Raw genomic sequence first — 20,348 nt, 5'->3', positions numbered from 1 at the left:
CGGCGGCGGGCGCCGGCCGCGAAGGGGTTGTTCACGCCTTCACCCCGCCCGCGACCAGATCGGTGCGCCAGAACCGCTGGAGCGACCAGAATGCGGCGACCAGCGGGATCACCGACACCAGGGCGCCGACCACGACCAGGTTGGCGTGCGGCTGGTTGGGGTCGCTGTTCCAGGCGTTCAGGCCCAGCGTGACCGGCCACAGGTGCTGGTTGTTGAGAGTGATCAGCGGCAGGAAGAAGTTGTTCCAGACCGCGACCAGTTGGAACAGGAAGATGGTCACCAGCGCGGGCGACATGATCCGCAGCCCGATGGTGTAGAAGATCCGGAACTCGCTCGCGCCGTCCAGCCGGGCGGCCTCGATCAGTTCGTCCGGCACCGACGCCTCGGCGTAGGTCTTGGCCAGGAAGACGCCGAACGGGCTGACCGCCGCGGGCAGCAGTACCGCCCAGATCGTGTCGACCAGGTGCACCTTGGAGAGCATCAGGTAGATCGGCAGCGCCAGCATCGGGGTCGGGATCAGCACCGCGCCCAGAATCACCGAGAAGATCGCACCCCGGCCGCGGAAGCGGTACTTGGCCAGCGCGTAACCGGCCATCGCGGCCAGGAAGGTGGCCACCACGCCGCCGCCGACCGCGTACAGCACCGAGTTGAACACCCAGCGCAGGAAGATGCCGCCGTCCTCGGCGAAGAGTTGGCGCAGGTTGCCGCCCAGGTTCCAGTCGGCGAACCAGAAGCCGTTGCTGCCGAACAGGTCGCTGGAGGACTTGGTCGAGGAGACCAGCAGCCACCAGACCGGCATCAGGAAGTAGGTCGCCACCAGGAACAGGAACGAGGTGGTCAACACCTGCGAACGCATCGGCGTACTGCGGCCCTTGCCCACCTTCGGGGCGGGCTGCGGCGCCCGATCGCGGACCGGGCTCGCGGGCGGGGTGGTCAGCGTCGTCACAGCGAGGACCTGCCGTTCGTGAGCCGGGCGGAGAGCTTGAGGACCGCGAAGGACAACACGCACGTGCCCAGGGCGAGCAGCACCGAGACCGCGGCGCCCTGGCCGTAGTCGTTGTTCTCGACCGCCTTGTGGTAGGCGGACATGATCGGGGTGTAGTCCGCGTCCAGGGACGAGGTCAGCGGTCGCAACACGCGCGGTTCGGTGTAGAGCTGGAGTGTGCCGATCACCGAGAACACGGTGGTCAGCGCGATCGCCGGGGCCACCAGCGGCACCTTGATCCGCCACGCGGTGCGCCACGGGCCGCACCCGTCCAACTCGGCCGCCTCGTACAGCTCTTGCGGGATGGCCTGGAGCGCGGAGTAGATGACGAGCATGTTGTAGCCGGTCCAGGTCCAGGTGACCACGTTGGCGATCGACCACAACACCGCGTCCTCGCCGAGGAAGTCGGACGGCAGGCCGACCGCGTCGAGCATGCTCACCACCGGGCTGGAGCGCGGCATGTACAGGAAGGCCCACAGGATGGTGGCCACCACGCCGGGGATCGCGTAGGGCAGGAAGTAGGCGGTGCGGAAGAAGCTCTTGAGCCGGGCCGACTTCGCGTCCAGGAGCAGCGCGAGCACCAGCGCGAGGCCCAGCATCACCGGCACCTGGACCACGCCGAACAGCAGCACCCGGCCCACGCCGTGCCACAGCGCGTCGTCGTGCAGCGCCTTGGTGTAGTTCTCGAATCCCGCGTACACCCGCTTCGGCGGGGTCAGGCCCAGGCCGGAGCGCTGCATCTTGTGCAGGCTCTCCACGATCGCGTAGCCGACCGGGACCGCGTACATCGCGGCGAACAACACGCCGAACGGCGCGAGGAACATCAGGGGTGCGGACCGCCGGCGCTTGCGCCGCGGGATCGGTGCGCTCAAGGGCGGGCTCCCGGTGGATGGCTCGGGTGGAACGGGGGTGGGGTGGTACGGGGTGAGTGGTACGAGGCCGACGGAGGCATGCCCCGCCGTCGCGCGCGGGTGACGCGCGGACGGCGGGACACGGGCGAACTGCCTGCGACGTCGGGGGTGGTGACGGCGGGTCAGCCCGCGGCGGCCTTCAGGCCCTTGTCCTGGATGGCCTTGATCGTGGTGCCCTGGACGCCGGTCAGCGCGTCGGCGAGTTTGCCGTTGCCGGCGCCGGCCTTGCCCACCCGGTCGGTCAGATCGGCGGAGACCTGGGTCATCGTGGGACCCCACTGCCAGCCGGCCGGGGCTTGGGCGGCGGATTCCTTGACGATGTCGTAGATCTTCGTGTTGCCGAAGTACGCGGACGGCTGCTGCATCGCGTCCAGGCTCGCGCCGGACGTGGCGGCCGGGTAGATGCCCGCGTCCTTGACCAGGGTGGTCAGGCTCGCGGTGTCGCTGCTCATCCAGTCCGCGAAGGCGACCGCGGCCTTGGTGTTCTTGCAGCCCTTGAGCACGGCCGTGCCGGAGCCGCCGATGTTGCCGGTGGCCTTGCCGTTCGCGTCCCACTGCGGCATCGGCGCGACCGCCCACTTGCCCGCCGCGTCCTTGGCGTTCTCCTCCAGCAGCGCGGTGAACCACACCGGGCCGACGTAGCTGGCCACGCTGCCGTCGCCGAACCGCTTGTACCAGTCGGGGGTGAAGGTCGGGTCGGACGAGACGACCTTCTTGTCCAGCAACTGCTGCCAGTAACGGGTGACCTGCTGCGTGCCCGGCTCGGTCAGCGAGACCTTCCAGGTGTCGCCCTCGGGCTTGAACCAGCTGCCGCCGTTCTGCCAGGCCATGCCCGCGTACCACCACGGGTCGTTGCCGCCGAAGGCCGAGTAGGCCACCGCGGGGTCGGCCGTGTGCACCTTGTCGGCCTGCTGCGCGAACTCGTCCCAGGTCTTGGGCGGGGTCAGGCCGTTCTTGGCGAACACGTCGGTGCGGTAGAACATCGCCACCGGGCCGGTGTCCACCGGGATCCCGTAGGTCTTGCCCGCCACGCTCATCTGCGACCAGGCGCCGGCCGAGTACTTGGACTTGACCGCCGCGGCATCCTTGTCCACGTCCTGGAGCGCGCCCTCGACCAGGAAGCTGGGCAGCGTCTCGTAGCCCATCTGCGCCAGGCACGGCGCGTTGTTCGCCTTCACCGCGGCGAGCATCTTGGCGTAGCCGCCCTTGGAGCCCGGCTCGACCTTGTTGTAGTTGACGTGGATGTCGGGGTGTGCGGCGTTGAACGCGGTCACGGCCTTCTCGTAGGCCGGGTTCCAGCCCCAGAAGTCGAGCTGGGCGGTGCCGCTGCCCTGGCCCCCGGGTGCCTTGTCGCCCTGTGCCGCCTTGTCGGTCCTGGCATCGGAGTCCGAGTCGGAACCGCAGGCGGTGAGCGCGGTCAGGGCCGCGATGGTGACCGCGACGGCGGCGCGGCGCGCCGTCCGGTGGCCTCGGCGCGAGGAGCGCGAAGCGCGGGAGCTACCCCACATGAGGTGGCCGTCCCTTCGGGAAATGGGCAGGGCTCGACGGAGCCCGGCGCGTGGTCGGAGGCAGTGGAGGCTGTCTGGCCGCCGATCATGTGCCCTGCCCGACAACGCGTCAACGGGTTGCCGTCGGACTCCTGCTTTTGTCGAGATGATCCGCAAGAAAAGTCCAAGTGCGTGGTCACCGGATGGCAAGGTGCGTGAACCAGAGAGTATCCATCCAGGTGAGAGCCCCAATACGACGGGTCGGCGCTCGCGGAAAAGTCCACGATGCCGCTCAGAAGAGTGCAGGTTCGGGCCGCGCGCCTCGTGCACGATGATCCGGACCCACCGCACGGATCTGCCCGAGGAGCGTCTTGACCACCCCCAGCCTCGTCCCGAGTCGAGACGGCTTCACCCTCGACGGCAGACCGTTTCGCATGCTCTCCGGCGCCCTGCACTACTTCCGTGTCCACCCCGAGCAGTGGGACGACCGGCTCGCCCGACTGCGCGGCATGGGCCTGAACACGGTCGAGACCTACGTCGCCTGGAACGTGCACGAACCCACCCCCGGGCACTTCGACTTCGACGGCGGCAAGGACCTGGTCGCCTTCCTGCGCGCGGCCGAGCGGCAGGGCCTGAAGGCGATCGTTCGACCCGGTCCCTACATCTGCGCCGAGTGGGAGTTCGGCGGCCTGCCGGCGTGGCTGCTCAAGGATCCGGGGATGCGGTTGCGCTGCGCCCATCCGCCCTACCTGGCCGCCGTGGACCGCTATCTGGACGCGGTGATGCCACTGGTCGAGCCGCTGCTCGCGGAGAACGGCGGGCCGGTGATCGCGCTCCAGGTGGAGAACGAGTACGGCAGCTACGGCAACGACGTCGCCTACCTGCGGCACCTCGTCGAGGGGCTGCGTCGGCGCGGCGCGAACGGATTGTTGTTCACCTCCGACGGGCCCACCGAGCCGATGCTCCAGGGCGGCACCGTGGCCGGGGTGTTGCCGACGGTGAACTTCGGCTCGCGTGCGGACGAGGCGTTCGCGACGCTGCGCCGCTGGTCGCCGGACGGCCCGCCGGTGTGCATGGAGTTCTGGAACGGCTGGTTCGACCACTGGCGCGATCCCCATCACGTGCGGGACGCGGCCGATGCGGCGGGCGTCCTGGACGACATGCTCGCGGCCGGCGGGTCGGTCAACCTGTACATGGCGCACGGCGGCACCAACTTCGGGCTGATGAACGGCGCCAACGAGCACGAAGGCGTCTATCAGCCGACGATCACCAGCTACGACTACGACGCGGCGATCGGCGAGGCGGGCGAGCTCACCGAGAAGTACTGGGCCTTCCGCGAGGTGATCGGGCGCTACGCGCCGTTGCCGGCCGAGCCGCCGCCGGCGCTGCCGCCGCGGATCAAGCTCGGCGAGGTCGCGCTGCCCTCGGCGGCGGCGCTGCTCGCGCACGTCGAGGACCTGTCCGCGCCGGTGTACTCGCCCGGCACGCTCACCATGGAGGAACTCGACCAGGCGTACGGCTTCGTGCTGTACCGCACCTGGGTCAGCGGCCCGCGCGAGGCGGCGCCGCTGCACGTGGACGGGCTGGCCGACCGGGCGCAGGTGTTCCTGGACGGGGTGCCGGTCGCGGTGCTCGACCGGAGCGAGGGCGGCTCGCGCACGTGCGAGTTGGCCATTCCCGCGGGCGGCGCGCGGCTGGATCTGCTGGTGGAGAACTGCGGGCGGATCAACTACGGCCCCGAGCTGCACGACCGCAAGGGCATCACCAGAGGTGTCCGGTTGGAGCGGCAGAACCTGTTCGGCTGGCAGATGTACCCGCTGCCGCTGGACGCGCCGGGCGGGCCGGTGCTGCCGGATGCCTCCGGGCCGATTCCGGCGGGCGTACCGGTGCTGCGCTCGGGCACCTTCGAGGTGGAGGCGGTCGGGGACACGTTCGTCCGGCTGGACGGGTGGACCAAGGGTCTGGTCTGGATCAACGGCTTCCTGCTCGGTCGCTACTGGTCGGCGGGGCCGCAGCGCACGCTGTACGTCCCGGCTCCGGTGTTGCGGGTGGGGGCGAACACGGTGACCGTGCTGGAACTGCATGGCCCCGGCGGGGCGCAGGTCTCGTTTGTGGACACGCCCGATCTGGGCGAGCCTGCGGCTGCGCCGATCGCGTAGCGACGGGTCCGCACGGGCCGGACTGGCTGGGCGGGTCGGCGCGAGTCGGCTCGGCCGGTGGGTTCGTCGACCCGACGAACGCTGGGGCGGCCTGCGGCCCGCTTGTCCTCAAACACCGGACGGGCTGGAGGGATTGGCTCGGCGGGCTGCGAGGAGGTTGGCTCGGCGGGCCGAAGAGGGTCGCTCGACAGGCCGAGAAGGGTCGGCTGAGCGGGCCGAAGAGGTTGGTTCGGTGGGCCGGCTCGTTGGGGTGGTGCTTTGGTCAGTCTGCGTCGGGTTCGCTGACGCCGCCTCGGCGGGCCAGGTCGATGAAGAGGCGGGCCGAGCGTTCGCGGGCGTCTTCTCGGCAGACCAGCATGATGCCGCGGCGCAGCGGTGGGTCGAGGGAGCGAACGGCGGCCGAGTCGCCGAAGACGTCCTCGGCGACGTCCCGGTACCACAGCAGCGAGCCCTCGCCGTTGAGCACGCCGGCGACCCAGTTGACCCGGTCGTTGTGCTCGCAGGCGGCGATCGGTCGCACGCCCATCTCGGCGAACATCGCCTCGAACTGGGAGCGCCGCTCGCTGCCGCGCCCCGGCAGCACCATCGGCAGGCCGTCCAACAGGCGCCACGGCACCGGGTCGGGCAACCGGGTGCCCGGCAGCGAGACGAGCACCACCTCCGCCTCGGCAAGCCGGTAGGTGCGCAGGTCGCCGGGTCCGGGTGCGTCGGCCACCCCGATCGCGGCGGTGCCCGCGCGGACCGCGCCCAGCACCCCCTCGCGCCCGTCGTACCGGGTCACCTCGATCGGCGCCTCCGGGTGCTCGGCGGCGAACGCCGACACCAGGCGGGCAACATGGCCGATCGCGAGGGTGGAGGTGGTGGCCACGGTCAGGGTGGGCTCGGACTCCGGGCCCGCCACTCGACCGATGTCCTCGATCGCGGTGACGGTGTCGAGCACGGTTCGGGCGAGCCGGACCACTCGGGAGCCCTCGGCGGTCAGTCCCACCGTCCGCCCCTCGCGCACGAACAGTTCGGCGCCCAGCTCGTGTTCGAGCGCCTTGAGCGCGCGGGACAGGGCGGACTGGGCGACGTAGAGGGCTTCCGCGGCCGCGGTCATGGTGCCGAAATTCGCGACGGCGACGAGGTAGCGCAGCTGCTGGAGGGTCACGCGCCGCACCATAACGGTCACGCCACCCGTACCGGCAGGGTAGGAAACGGGCAATTCGCATGCGAAGCCCGGCCGTTGTGCCGGTTCGGACGGATCATCCGGGCATCGGTGTATGCCGTACGGGCAAGTTTCGGCGCCGACCGCCCCCGGACCGGACCGGTCCGGCGGGCCGATCCGGCCGTGTGCCGACTGGGCGAAGCGGGCTCCTGGGGCAGTCGCCGGAGCCGTCGCGGGCCGTGCTCGGCGGATCGGTTCGCCGTTGACACCTCGATGTCCGAAACCGACGATACGGCCCAGTGATTCGGCTGCGGCCGATATTTCGATTCCGTACCACTTTCGGCTGTCGGATGCGTCCCGGCATCGGCACCGATGCGGCGATTCACCGTGCCCGGAAACGAATTCGCGCGCCCATTCCCACCGCACCGTTCGCCCGTCGCACGGTTCCCCGGATGGAGGCACTCCCCCATGACGTCGCAGTCCCCGCGTCGCGATCAGATCCTCGCAGTGAGCCCCCTGGGTCGTCCCAACGCCCGCATCGTGATCGCCGCGCACCGGGCCGGCGCGCTCGGGGTGCTCGATCTCGGCCGGGAGCGCGATCCGGCACTCGACGCGCTGGCCGAGGCGTCCGCGGTCCCGTGCTTCGGTGTTCGGGTGCCGGTGGGTTGTCCGTTGGACCCGCACGAGTTGCCCGAAGGGGTGGACGTCGTGCTCCTGGCGCCGGACGCACCGTGGTCGCTCGCGGACGTCGGCCCCGGGCGGCGGGTCCTGGTCGAGGTCACGTGCGCCGAGGCGGCTCACGCGGCGGTGGCGGCCGGGGCTGCGGGGGTGGTCGCGCGCGGCGCCGAAAGCGGCGGGCGGTGCGGCGAGTTGACCACGTTCGTCCTGCTCCAGCAGTTGCTCGCGGACGATCGGGTCTCGGTTCCGGTCTGGGCGGCCGGCGGAATCGGTCCGCACACCGCCGCCGCGGCGGTCGCCGGTGGTGCCGCCGGCGTGCTGCTGGACACCCAGCTGGCCCTGGTGGCGGAGAGCACGCTGCCGGCGGACGTCGCGGCGGCGGTGCGTGCGATGGACGGCAGCGAGACGGTCGTGATCCGCGGCCATCGGGTCTACCGGCGTCCGGACCTGCCGATCGCGCGGCTGGCCGAGCAGGCCGCCGACCTCGGCGCCGCACTGGGTACGGGCGGGCTGCACCGCGAGTTGTTGCCGGTCGGGCAGGACGGCGCGTCGGCCGCCCGGCTCGCGGACCGCCACGGTACGGCCGGTCGGGTGCTGCGCGCGGTGCGCGAGGCGATCGTGGATCACGTGGCCTCGGCGGCCCGGCACGGGGTGGGGCCGCGGCCGGTGCAGGGGCCGATGACGCGGGTGAGCGACCGGGCCGCGTTCGCGCAGGCGGTGGCCCGGGAGGGCGGGCTGCCCTTCCTGGCGTTGTCCCTGCTGCGCGGCCCGCAGGTGGGCGCGCTCCTCACCGAGACCGCCGCGCTGCTCGACGACCTGCCGTGGGGGGTGGGCCTGCTCGGCTTCGCGCCGCCGGAGCTGCGTGAGGAGCAACTTGCCGCGGTGCTTGCCGCCCGCCCGCCGTACGCACTGATCGCCGGCGGTCGGCCGGATCGCGCCGCGCCGTTGGAGGCCGCCGGGATTCGCACCTATCTGCATGTGCCGTCCCCCGGATTGTTGACGCAGTTCCTGCGGGAGGGCGCCCGTCGGTTCGTCTTCGAGGGCACCGAGTGCGGTGGGCATGTCGGGCCGCGCGCCAGTTTCCCGCTGTGGGAGGCGCAGTTGCACGAACTGCTCTCGTTCGCCGAACGGCACGGCGGTGCGGCGGAGTTGGATCTGCTGTTCGCGGGCGGGATCCACGACGCGCGCTCGGCCGCGATGGTGGCCGCGGCGGCGGCGCCCCTGGTCGAGCGCGGGGCCTCGATCGGCGTGCTGATGGGCACCGCGTACCTGTTCACCCGCGAGGCGGTGGACAGCGGCGCGATCGTGCCCGGGTTCCAGGCCGCGGCGGTCGAGTGCGCGTCGACCGCGCTGGTGCAGACCGCGCCCGGGCATGCCACCCGCTGTGCGGGCACGCCCTTCGTGGCCGCGTTCGAGGCCGCCCGGCGCGATCTGGAGGCGCGCGGCGTGCCGTCCCGGCAGGTCTGGGCCGAGTTGGAGCAGCTCAATCTGGGTCGGTTGCGGATCGCCGGCAAGGGACTGCGGCGCGAGGCGGGCGCGTTGGTCGCGGTGGACGCGGACACCCAGCGCCGGGACGGAATGTTCATGCTGGGGCAGGCCGCGGTGTTGCGGTCCGCGCCGACCGACGTCGCCACGCTGCACCGCGAGGTCACCACCGGGTCGGCCGCGTGGCTGGCCCGCCGGGTGCGCGAGTTGGGCGGACCCACCCGGCCGGCGGCGCCTCGACCGCAGGACGTCGCGATCGTGGGCATGGCCTGCGTGCTGCCGGGCGCACCGGACCTGGCGAGCTACTGGCGCAACATCCTGGCCGGCGCCGACGCGGTGACCGAGGTGCCCCGCGAACGCTGGGACGTGGAGCGCTACTTCGCGGCCGGTGCCGAATCGGGCAGCACCGTGCGCGGCACGGTCCGCGGCGCGGCCCCCGGAGCGGTCCCGCCCGGGCGGACCCCGTCCAAGTGGGGCGGGTTCGTGCCCGCGATCGGGTTCGACGCGACCGGATACGGGATCCCGCCCGCCTCGCTGGCCGCCATCGAGCCGGCCCAACTGCTCGCACTGCACGTCGCGTCGGGAGCGCTGGCGGACGCCGGCTACGGACCCGGACGGGCCTTCGCCCGCGAGCGAACGTCGGTGATCTTCGGCGCCGAGGCGGGCGCCGACCTGGCCGGCGCCTACGGGTTCCGTGCGCTGTTCCCGGGATACTACGGCGCGTTGCCCGCCGACCTGGACGGCCAACTCCCCTCCCCCACCGAGGACTCCTTTCCCGGCGTACTGGCCAATGTGATCGCCGGCCGGATCGCCAACCGGCTCGACCTGGGCGGCGTCAACTACACCGTGGACGCCGCGTGTGCGGCCTCGTTGGCGGCGCTGGACCTGGCCTGCAAGGAGCTGAACACCGGCTCCAGCGACCTGGTGTTGTGTGGCGGGGTGGACACCCACAACGGGATCAACGACTTCCTGATGTTCTCCTCGGTGCGCGCGCTGTCGCCGACCGGGCGCTGTGCCACGTTCGACGCGGACGCGGACGGGATCGCGCTGGGCGAGGGCGCGGTCTGCGTGCTGCTCAAGCGGCTCGCGGACGCCGAACGCGACGGCGACCGGGTGTATGCGGTGGTCAAGGGCGTCGGCGGGTCCAGCGACGGCCGCTCGCTCGGCTTGACCGCGCCGCGTCCCGAGGGCCAGCGGCGGGCGCTGGAACGTGCCTATCGGGCGGCGGGCGTCTCGCCGGCCCGGGTCGGCCTGGTCGAGGCGCACGGCACCGGCACCGTGGTCGGCGACCGGGCCGAACTGGACGCCCTCACCGAGGTGTTCACCGAGCACGGCGCCACCCCCGGGGGCTGCGCGGTGGGCTCGGTGAAGTCCCAGATCGGGCACACCAAGTGTGCGGCGGGCCTGGCCGGTCTGGCCAAGGCCGCGCTGGCGGTGCACTTCGGGGTGCGCCCGCCGACCCTGCACCTGCGCCGGCCGCCGGATTCGGGGCCGTTCGTGTTCGACGGCCGGGCCCGCCCATGGACCGCACCGGTCACCGAACGCATCGCGGGGGTGAGCGCGTTCGGCTTCGGCGGCACCAACTTTCATGCCGTGCTGGCCGGTTCGGAGCTGACCGGCTCGGGCGGGCCGGGCGGAGCGGACGCCGCGTGGCCGGCCGAACTGTTCTGCTTCCGCGGCGCGGATCGCGCGGCGGCCCGGGCGGCGCTGGATCGGCTCGCCGCGCGGCTGGACACGGACGAGGACCTTCCGCTGCGGGGGCTGGCGGCGCTTGCCGATGAAGACTCCGGTGGTGGTGGTACCGGTGGCGGTACCGGCGCTGGTGCCGGCGTCGAAGTCCCGGTACAGGTCGCGTTCGTCGCGACCGATCACGCCGATCTGCGGGTCAAACTGACGCTGGCCCGCGCGGGTGCGGTCGATCCCGCCGGCGAGATCTTCCACCGGGAGGAGACCGGCACCGGGTCGGGCACCGGGTCCCATGGAGCGAGCGACGCCGGGTCGAACGGCGTAGCGGACACCATATGGGCCGCCGGGTCGAGTGCCGCGATGGGCGCCGAGTCGGACACCGGATCGGGTGCCGTGGCGGGCACCGCGATGGTTGCCGAGGCGGGCGCCGACGCCGACGCGGTCGGGCAGGTGGCGTTTCTGTACCCCGGACAGGGGAGTCAGCGGCCCGGGATGCTCGCGGATCTGTTCGCCCGCTTCCCCGAACTGTGCGACGGGCTGCGGGACATCGACCCGGAGTGCGTAGGGGCCATGTTCCCGCCCGCCGCGTTCGGCGCCGAGGCACGGGCCGAACAGTCGGCCCGGATCACCGACACCCGGCGTGCGCAGCCCGCGCTCGGGGTGGCGGCGGTCGCGCTGACCCGGCTGCTCGACCGGTTCGGGGTGTGGCCGGACCAGGTCGCCGGACACAGCTACGGCGAGGTGGCCGCGCTGTGGTCGGCGGGCGTGTTGTCCACCCGGGATCTGGGCCGGCTGGGCGAGGTGCGCGCGGCGGCCGTGCTGGCCGCCGCCGGGGCGGAGCCCGGTGCGATGGCGGCCGTCTCGGCCGACGCGGACCGCGTGGCCGAGGTGCTGGCCGGGGTCGACGGCGTCGTGCTCGCCAATCGCAACACCCCGACCCAGACCGTCGTGTCCGGCCCGGAGGCGGACCTGACCACGGCGATCGCCGCGCTGGAGGGGGCCGGGCTGTCCGCACGTCGGCTGCCCGTGGCGTGCGCGTTCCACAGCCCCGTGGTCGCGGCGGCGGCCGACACCCTCACGGCCGCCGTCGCGGGCCTGGACGTACGCACGCCCAGGATCCCGGTGTGGTCCAACTGCACCGCCGCGCGCTATCCGGACGCGCCTGCCGAGGTACGCGCGCTGATTGCCCGTCAGGTGGCCGAACCGGTGCGCTTCGCCGAGCAGATCGAGGCGATGTACGCGGCGGGCGTGCGGATCTTCGTCGAGGCCGGGCCGGGCCGGGCGCTGACCGGCATGGTCCGCACGATCCTGGGCGACCGGCCGCACACCGCGGTGGCCTGCGACGTACCCGGCGAGGACGGCCTGCGCCGACTGCTCACCGCTCTGGCCGAACTCGCGGTCGCCGGCGTGCCGGTGCGGGTCGCGGGCGGCTTGGCGGGCCGGGTGCGGCCGGTGGACGTCGAGCCCGGCCCCCGCCCGGCCTGGACCGTCGACGGCCACCTGGTGCGCACCGCCGACGGTCGGCCGGTACCCGGTGGGCTGCTCCCGGCGACCCCGGTGGCCCCGCTGCCCGCCGAGCCGGCAGCCGGCCCGGGTGTGTCGGCGGGGTCCGCGCGGGACGCGGTGCTGCTCGAATACCTGGCCGGCGCGCGGGCCGCGGTCGCCGCCCAGCGTGAGGTGCTGCTCGGCTACCTGGGCGTCCCGGGCGGGGTACCCGAGGCGCCGCCCGCCGCTGCCGGGCCGGTGCCGGCCACCCTGCCGCGACCCGAGCCCGAGCCCGTCGCGGTGGTTGCCCCGGCCGAGGAGCCGGGCGGACCGCTCACCCGCGAGCACGTACTGGCCGTGGTCCTCGACATCGTGGGCACCCGGACCGGCTATCCCCGGGACATGCTCGACCCGGCGCTGGACCTGGAGGCGGATCTGTCCGTCGACTCGATCAAGCGCACCGAGATCATCGGCGAACTGGCCCTGCGGCTGCGACTGCCCGGCGCGGTCGCCGGAACGGGCACCGGAACAGGCGGCGCGCCGGGCCCGGCCGACGAGGCGGTGATCGAGCGGCTGGCCAAGGTCAAGACGATCGACGCGATCGTGGCCGGCGTACTGGCGGTCGACGCCGGGGCGGATCCGCGGGCGGGGTCGTTGCCGGCATCGGGGTCGGGGCCGGGTGAATGGGCGTCGCCGGTGCCGCCGACCGAGCCCGCCGAACCGGTCGGGGCGGGCCGGGAGGAGCCCGCTCCGCCCGGCGCCGACCGGCCCACCCGACACCTGGTCGAGTGTGTGCCGATCGAGGACCCACCGCCCACGAGCGAGGCGGGCCCGCCCATCGGCGACGCGCTGCGCGGTCGCCGGGTGGTCCTGGTCGAGGACGGCGGCGGGATCGCCTGGGCCCTGGCCGACCTGCTCGCGGCGCACGGCGTCGTGGTGGAGTCGCGCGCCCGGGATCGGGCCGGACCGGCGGACGACGATCGGCCGGACCCGGCGTGGTCGGAGGTCGACACGCTGGTGCACCTGGCCGCGCTCGCCGACGGCCCGGACCCGATCCTCCCGGATGCCTTCGCGCTGCTGCGGGCCGCGCTGGTGGGCGGCGTACGGCAGGTGTTCCTCGGCACGGCCGGCGGCGGCCACTTCGGTCGGGCCCGGGCCGCCGCCGGCCCCGATCCGGTGCCGGGCGCGGGCCTGGCCGGGTTCGCCCGGTCCGCCGCGCTGGAGTATCCGGACCGGGTGCTGCGGGTGCTGGATCTGGACCCCAAGGAGGAACCGGCCCGGATCGCCCGCCGACTCCTGGCCGAACTGGGCCGCACGCCGGGCCGGCCCGAGCCGGGCGACCCCGTGCTGCTCGGCCTGTCCGGCGACCGTCGGCTGACCCTGCGCACCCGGCCGGCACCGCTGCCCGACCTGTCGCCCGCCGACCGGGACGAGCTGCTGCGCGAGCGGCTCGGGCCGGACTCGGTGGTGCTGCTGACCGGTGGCGCACGTGGTATCACCGCTCGGACGGCCGTCGGCCTGGCCCGGGCCACCGGGTGTCATGTCGAGGTGCTCGGTCGCACCGGTGACGACGGAGCCCCGGAGCCCGCCGCGCTCGCCGACGCGGCGGACGCCCCCGCGCTGCGGGCCGCGTTGATCGCGACCGGGGTGCGCGAGCCGGCCCGGATCGAGGCCGAGCTGACCCGGGTGCTGAACCGTCGCCAGGTCCGCGCGACGCTCGCCGAGCTGGGCGAACACGCGGCATCGGTACGGCTGCACGTGGCCGACGTCACCGACGCCGACGCGGTCCGCCGGATCCTGACCGGGATCGCCGAGCGGCACGGTCGGCTCGACGGAATCGTGCACGGCGCCGGTGTGCTGGCCGATCGGCTGCTCGTGGACAAGACCGCGGAGTCCTGTCGGCAGGTGTTCGCCACGAAGGTGGCCGGGGCGCGGGCCCTGGTCACGGCACTGCGCACGCTGCGGCCCACGTTGGCGCCACCGGCGTTCCTGGCCATGTTCGGCAGCGTCGCGGGGGTGTACGGAAATCGGGGCCAGACCGACTATGCCGCCGCCAACGACGCGCTGGCCACCCTCGCCCGGCACTGGTCCGCCGAATCCGAGGACACGCTCGCGCCGGTCGCGGAGCGTGTGGTGACCATCGACTGGGGTCCGTGGGCGGCGACCGGCGGCGGCATGGTGACGCCGGAGTTGGCCCGCGAGTATGCCCGGCGCGGCGTCCCGTTGATCGATCCCGAGCACGGTGTGCGGGCGCTGCTCACCGAACTGGCCTCGGGCCGGGGCCCACAGGCCGTGTACGTATGCCTCCCGGCGCCCGGGTCGGTGTCCGGATGAGCGTCGGGATCGGCGCGCGCGGCCCGCGGCCCGACGACGCGGCGATCGTCGGGATCGGCGCGATCTTCCCGGGGGCGGCCGACCCGGCCGGCTTCTGGCGGCTGATCGAGTCCGGCGGCGATGCGATCACCGACGTGCCGCCGAATCGCTGGGATCCGGCGCTCTACTACGCGCCGGGCACGGCCGGCGAGCCCGCCCGCAGCGACCGGTTCTACTGCCGGCGCGGCGGCTTCGTGGACGACCTGGCCACGTTCGATCCGGTGCACTTCGGCATCATGCCCGCGGTGGTCGCCGGTGCCGAGCCGGACCAGCTGTTCGCGCTGCGGGCCGGCGCCGAGGCGATCGCCGACGCGGGCGGCGAGGCCCGATTGCCGGACCGGTCCCGGATCGGCGTGGTCTTCGGCCGCGGCGGCTACATGGGCGTGGCCACCGCCCGGCTCGATCAGCGGGTCCGCACCGCCCACCAACTCACGAGCCTGCTGGGCGAGTTGGCCCCCGAGCTGGGGCGGGACCGGTTGACCGCGATCCGGGCGGCGTTTTGTACCTCGCTCGGTCCCGAGCAGCCCGAGGCGTCGATCGGCCTGGTGCCCAGTTTCACCGCGTCCCGGATCGCCAACCGGCTCGACCTGGGCGGGCCCGCCTACACGCTGGACGCGGCCTGCGCGACCTCGCTGCTCGCGCTGGACCAGGCCGCCGCCGAGTTGCGCTCCGGGCGCTGTGACGCGGTGCTCGCGGGCGCCGTGCATCACTGCCACATCGCGACGTTGTGGAGCGTGTTCACCCAGTTGCGCGCACTCAGTGCGAGCGAGCGGATCCGGCCGTTCGACCGGGCGGCGGACGGCACACTGATCTCCGAGGGCACCGGCGCGGTGCTGCTCAAACGGTTCGCGGACGCCGAACGTGACGGTGACCGGGTGTACGCGGTGATCCGCGGCGTCGGCGTCTCCAGCGACGGCCGGGCGGCGAGTCTGCTGAGTCCGCTGGTCGACGGGCAGGTCCGGGCGCTGGAGCAGGCCTGGCGGGCGGCCGGGCTGGATCCGACCGAACCCGGTCTGCTCGGTCTGCTCGAAGCCCACGGCACCGGAACCCCGGTCGGCGACGAGGCGGAACTGACCACACTGGGCAAGGTCTTCGGGCCGCGCTCGGGCAACGGCCCGGCCGACGTCGCCCTGGGCACGGTCAAGTCCAACATCGGCCACGCGATGCAGGCGTCCGGGATGGCGGGCCTGATCAAGGCCGCGCTCGCGCTGCATCACCGCACGCTCCCACCGACCCTGCACGTCCGGGACCCGCATCCGGCCTTCGCCGGCACCCGGATGCGCCCGCAGACCCACGCCGAGGCGTGGCCGGCCAACCCGGCGGGCAGCCGACTCGCGGCGGTCGACGCCTTCGGCTTCGGCGGCGTCAACGCGCACGCGGTCCTCGAACAACCGCCGACGGGACCGCCGGTCGCCCTGCCCAGCGCAGGCGGATCGGCGGTCCCGCGGGAGACTCGGCGCACCGGGCGCGGGCCGGTGGCGCCGGACGCGCAGCCCGCCGGGGCGGTGCGGGGCACGCCGGACGCACCGCCCGCTCGGGCCGGCCGGATCGTGGCCCCGGATGTGCCGCCCGGACCGGGCGACCCGATGACCGCACCCCACGTGTTGACCCTGGCCGCCGATGCGCCGGCCGAACTGGCCCGGCTGCTGGCCGAGATCGCCGCGGGGCGACCGGCGCCGACCCGGGCCGCCGGGCCGGCCGGGCCGTGTCGGCTTGCGGTCGCGAATCCGACCCCGAAGCGGCTCGCGCTGGCCGCCCGGGTGGTCGACCGCGGCGTGCCGTGGCGCGGCCGGGCCGAGATCTGGTTCACACCGCGCCCGTTGCTCGGCCCGGAAGCGCCGAATCCGGGCCGGGTCGCGTTCCTGTTTCCCGGTCTGGAGCCGGAGGTGTCGCCGCGTCTGGACGACCTGGCCGACGCGTACGGTCGGCCCCGGCCCGAGTTGACCGGCGCCGAGGATCTGGTCGGCCGGGCCGTGGACGCGTTGACCGCGGGCCGTTTCCTGGCGGCCGAGTTGGAACGGGCGGGCCTGGTCCCGGATCTGCTGGCCGGGCACAGCATGGGCGAGTGGACCGCGATGGTGGCGGCCGGGATGTACCCGCGCACCGCCGTGGACGGCTTCCTCGCCTCGTTGCGGCCGGACTCGCTGGCCGTTCCGGACCTGGTCTATGCGGCGGTGGGCTGCGGAGCGGCGGTCGCCGCGCGATTCACGGGTACCACCGGCCCGGTGGTCGTCTCGCACGACAACTGCCCGAATCAGAGCGTGTTGTGCGGTCCCGGTGACGCGGTCGCCGAGGTGCTGGGCAGGTTGCGCCGGGAGGGCATCGTGGGCGGCGAACTGCCGTTCCGGTCCGGGTTCCACACCCCGATGTGGGCGCCCTACCTCGGGCAGGTGGCCGACGCGTTCGAGCGACTCCCGCTGCGGGCCCCGCGGGTGCCGGTGTGGTCGGCGACCGGGATCGCGCCGTACCCGGCGGACGCGACCGCGGTTCGTGAACTGACCGTGCGGCACCTCCTGGAGCCGGTCCGGTTCCGGGAGTTGATCGAGGAGCTGTACGCGGGCGGCGTGCGAGTGTTCGTCCAGCCGGGCGCGGGCAGCCTGGTCGGCTTCGTGCACGACACGCTGCGCGGATGCGATGTGCTGGCCGTCGCGGCGCACTCGACACTGCGCCCGGGCCTGGCGGGCTTCCGTCGCGCCACGGCGGCGCTGTGGGTGGAGGGCGCGGCAATCGACCGGGCCGAACCGGCCCGCGCACCCGCCCCCGCCTCCGCACCTGTGCCCGTACCGGGCCGCACGCCCGCCCCGGCGCCCATGCTCGCACCCGGCCTCGGTCGCGCGCCCGCCCCGGCATCCGCGTCCGCACCCGACCTCGCACCCACCCCGCCCCCCACGCCCGCCCCGGCCGGCGCACCGGACCGCGGCCTCGGCCCCGTGTCCGCCCCGGCGTCCCCGCCCGCCGGTCCGATCATCCGGCTCGACCTCGGGTCGCCGTTGGTCACCTTGGGGCCCGCCGCGGGCCCATTGCGGCTCACCGGCGCTCCGCGCTCGACCATCGACCATCCGGTGCTCGCCGCCTTTCACGCGGTGTTGGCCGAAGCCGATCGTTCGGTGACCGAGGTCGCCGAGTCGAGCCGTATCCCGTCGGCGGTCGCCCCGTCGGCGGCCTCCCCGCCGTCGGTCGGCGCCGAGCAGCGCCGGGCGTACCGGTTCTCCCTGGCCGAGCACCCGTACGTCCGCGACCACTGCGTCTACGAGCAGCCCCACTGGTGGCCGGACCCCGCGGACCGGTTCCCGGTGTTGCCGATGACCACGCTGATCCGGCTGGCCGGCCGGGAGGCATGCGCGGCGGCCGGCCCCGGCCGGGTGGTCGCCGGGTATCGGGACGTGCGCGCGCTGCGCTGGCTGCCGGTGGCCCCGCCGACGGACACCGAGGTGGTCCGCACGCCCCTGGCCGCGGACCGGATCCGGGTCGGCTTCGGCCACCACATGTCCACCGAGGTGCTGCTCGCCGACGCGCATGCCGCCCGCCCCGCACCGGCGGCCGATCGCACGCCGCTGACCGGCGAGGGGCCCGCGCCGGTGAGCGCGCAGGACCTCTACCGGGATCGCTGGATGTTCCACGGGCCCGGTTTCGCCGGGATCGACCAGGTGCTGACCGTCGCCGACGACGGCATCCGCGGCATCGTGCGCGCACTGCCCGCACCCGGTGCGCTGCTCGACGCGGCCGGGCAACTCCTGGGCCACTGGATGCAGTTGCGCCTGACCACGGATCGCCTGGTGTTCCCGATGTCGGTGGCGGCGATCGACGGGTACGGGCCGCCGGTCGAACCGGGCGCGCGGCTGCTGGCCACCGCGCGAATCCGGGAGGTCCGGGCGACCACCGTGCGCGGCGACGTCGAGCTGGTGGACCTGGACACCGGCGCGGTGCGGATCCGGGTGCACGACTGGGTCTACCGCCGGTTCGCCGCCGACGAACGGGTGTGGCCGATGAAGTTCACCCCGCACACCACCGGAATCGCCGAGCCGCAGCCCGAGGGTTGGTGTCTGGTGCGTACCCGCTGGCCCGACCCGGCGGCGCAGGATCTGGTGACGCGCCGCTACCTGGACACCGCCGAGCGGGCCGAGTTCGACGCCGCGGCGCCCCGGGAGCGCCGGGGTCGGCTGCTCGGGCGGGTCGCGGTCAAGGACGCGGTCCGGCAGTACCTGTGGGCGCGCGGGCACGGCCCGCTGTATCCCGCACAGGTCCGGATCGGCTCCGACGAGACCGGCCGCCCGCTCGCGCGCGTGGTCGTGGAGCCCGGCGGCAGCGCCCCGGAGCCGCCGCACGTGTCCGTCGCGCACAGCCATCGATTGGGCGTCGCCGCCGCGGGCACCGTGCCGATCGGCATCGACGTCGCACTCCTCGACCCCGCCGCCGATGTCTCGACCCTGGAACACGACGCGCTGACCGCCGAGGAGCGCCGACTGCTGGACACACTCGCGGGCGCCGAACCGACCTCGCGAAACCTGTGGGTGCTGCGTTTTCGGTGTGCCAAGGAGGCGGTCTGCCGGGCGCGGGGCACGGACCCGGGCGGCCGGCGGGCGGATCCGGTGGTCGCCTCGGCCCGGGCCACCGGCCCGCACGAGGCCGAGTTGTCCGTGGGCGCGGGCCCGCCCGACCGCGCCGGACACCTCGTCCGTACCCGGGACGTGGCCGATCCCGACGGCTCGCGGATCGACCGCTACGTGGTCGCGTGGACGAGCACGCCGCCCGACGAACACCGCAACGGTTTCCCCACCACCTCACATGGGAGCACCCGATGAGCGCGGACCCGCATGCCGACCGGATCCTGGCCGAGGTCGCCGGGATGCTCGCCGAGATCGTCGGCGAGGAACTGCTGATCGCCGCCGAGATCACCCCGGACAGCGGCTTCGACGACGATCTGGCCCTGGAGAGCATCGAGTTCGTCGCCCTGGCCGGACGGCTCCAGGAGCGCTACGGCGACCGGGTCGACTTCATCGCCTTCCTCGCGGACCTGGAGATCGAGGAGATCATGGCGATGACCGTCGGCCGGCTCGTGGAGCACATCGCGACGTGCACGCGCTCCGAGGCCGTCGGCGGTGGCCGATGAGCGAGGTGCATGCGAACGGGCTGCGCTTTCACGTCCAGCGGCTGGGGGCGCCCGCCGACCGGCCCGCACTGCGCACGCCGGTGGTCTTCCTGCACGGCCTGGTCCTGGACAACCTCTCCAGCTTCTACTACACGCTGGCCGCGCCGATCGCCCGCGCGGGCTCCGAGGTCGTGCTCTACGACCAGCGCGGACACGGCCGCACCGAGCGACCTCGGACCGGATACGACCCGGACACCGCGGTCGCCGACCTGGCCGCCCTCGTGAAGGCGTGCGACGTGGCGACCCCGGTGCACCTGGTCGGCAACAGCTTCGGCGGCCTGATCGCACTGCACGCCGCCCGGACCCGGCCCGACCTGGTCGCGAGCCTGGTGCTGATCGAGGGACAGTGCCTGGACCTCCCGGCCGGCAGCGAACCGTACGCCGGCGGCTGGGTCGAGGAGTTGGCCAACACGCTCAACCTGGCCGCGCTGGGCCTGGAGTCGCATCCCGGCCCGGATCGGCTGCCCACCGGGCCGGCCCGCAAGGCGGCTCGGCTGCGAGCCGGCGCCGACGCGCTCCTGAACGGCACCACCCTGATCGAGGACGTCACCCTGCTGCGCGCACCGACCCCGGACGAACTGTCCGACCTGGCCTGCCCGGTCCTGGCGCTGTACGGCGAGCTGTCCGAACTCACGCCCCCGGCACGGCGGTTGGCCGAGCTGCTGCCCGACTGCACACTCACCGTGCTGCCCGGCGTCGCGCACACCGTGCTGCGCGAGGCCACCGCGCCCGTGCTGAGCGCACTGCTCGACTGGTTGCCGCAGCACGATTCGGTTCACGGCCGGGCCGGGGCCGGCCGATGA

The 20,348-nt window shown here is 73.8% G+C and carries 9 protein-coding genes; 5 read left to right on the top strand and 4 right to left on the bottom strand.

Annotated elements, in window-relative coordinates:
- Positions 1-31: 31 nt before the first annotated feature.
- From ACFZBU_RS02115 to ACFZBU_RS02105, 3 genes are all read right to left on the bottom strand, one after another.
- Positions 32-946 (bottom strand): carbohydrate ABC transporter permease, encoded by a 915-nt coding sequence (locus tag ACFZBU_RS02115; protein ID WP_391581515.1) that lies wholly within the window; start codon positions 944-946, stop codon positions 32-34.
- Positions 943-1,809: a carbohydrate ABC transporter permease gene (locus ACFZBU_RS02110; protein WP_391581785.1), complete on the bottom strand. Its 867-nt coding sequence runs from the start codon at positions 1,807-1,809 to the stop codon at positions 943-945. The genes ACFZBU_RS02115 and ACFZBU_RS02110 overlap by 4 nt, the downstream gene beginning before the upstream one ends.
- A 209-nt stretch (positions 1,810-2,018) precedes the next feature.
- Complete coding sequence (locus tag ACFZBU_RS02105; protein ID WP_391581514.1) at positions 2,019-3,404, bottom strand: ABC transporter substrate-binding protein; 1,386 nt, start codon at positions 3,402-3,404, stop codon at positions 2,019-2,021.
- Between the two features lie 350 nt (positions 3,405-3,754).
- Here ACFZBU_RS02105 and ACFZBU_RS02100 point away from each other — a divergent pair, with 350 nt between their 5' ends.
- Complete coding sequence (locus ACFZBU_RS02100) at positions 3,755-5,542, top strand: beta-galactosidase (protein WP_391581513.1); 1,788 nt, start codon at positions 3,755-3,757, stop codon at positions 5,540-5,542.
- A 262-nt stretch (positions 5,543-5,804) separates the two neighbouring features.
- Here ACFZBU_RS02100 and ACFZBU_RS02095 read toward each other — a convergent pair whose 3' ends face one another.
- Entirely contained in the window at positions 5,805-6,692 is an 888-nt protein-coding gene (locus ACFZBU_RS02095; RefSeq protein WP_391581512.1) for a LysR family transcriptional regulator, read from the bottom strand.
- A 465-nt stretch (positions 6,693-7,157) separates the two neighbouring features.
- Here ACFZBU_RS02095 and ACFZBU_RS02090 point away from each other — a divergent pair, with 465 nt between their 5' ends.
- From ACFZBU_RS02090 to ACFZBU_RS02075, 4 genes are read left to right on the top strand one after another with little or no spacing between them, the layout of a single operon-like run.
- Positions 7,158-14,357 carry an SDR family NAD(P)-dependent oxidoreductase gene (locus tag ACFZBU_RS02090; protein ID WP_391581511.1) on the top strand — a complete coding sequence of 2,400 codons (7,200 nt, stop codon included), beginning with the start codon at positions 7,158-7,160 and terminating at the stop codon, positions 14,355-14,357.
- The gene (locus tag ACFZBU_RS02085; protein ID WP_391581510.1) at positions 14,354-19,198 is read left to right on the top strand and encodes a beta-ketoacyl synthase N-terminal-like domain-containing protein; all 4,845 of its coding nucleotides are present in this window, start codon (positions 14,354-14,356) and stop codon (positions 19,196-19,198) included. Before ACFZBU_RS02090 ends, ACFZBU_RS02085 begins: the two co-directional genes overlap by 4 nt.
- Complete coding sequence (locus tag ACFZBU_RS02080; RefSeq protein WP_391581509.1) at positions 19,195-19,506, top strand: acyl carrier protein; 312 nt, start codon at positions 19,195-19,197, stop codon at positions 19,504-19,506. Before ACFZBU_RS02085 ends, ACFZBU_RS02080 begins: the two co-directional genes overlap by 4 nt.
- Positions 19,503-20,348: an alpha/beta fold hydrolase gene (locus ACFZBU_RS02075; protein WP_391581508.1), complete on the top strand. Its 846-nt coding sequence runs from the start codon at positions 19,503-19,505 to the stop codon at positions 20,346-20,348. Before ACFZBU_RS02080 ends, ACFZBU_RS02075 begins: the two co-directional genes overlap by 4 nt.

The sequence above is a fragment of the Embleya sp. NPDC008237 genome, from assembly GCF_042956465.1.
In the GTDB taxonomy this organism is placed as follows: domain Bacteria; phylum Actinomycetota; class Actinomycetes; order Streptomycetales; family Streptomycetaceae; genus Embleya.
This window is presented reverse-complemented; position numbering and strand designations above follow the sequence as displayed.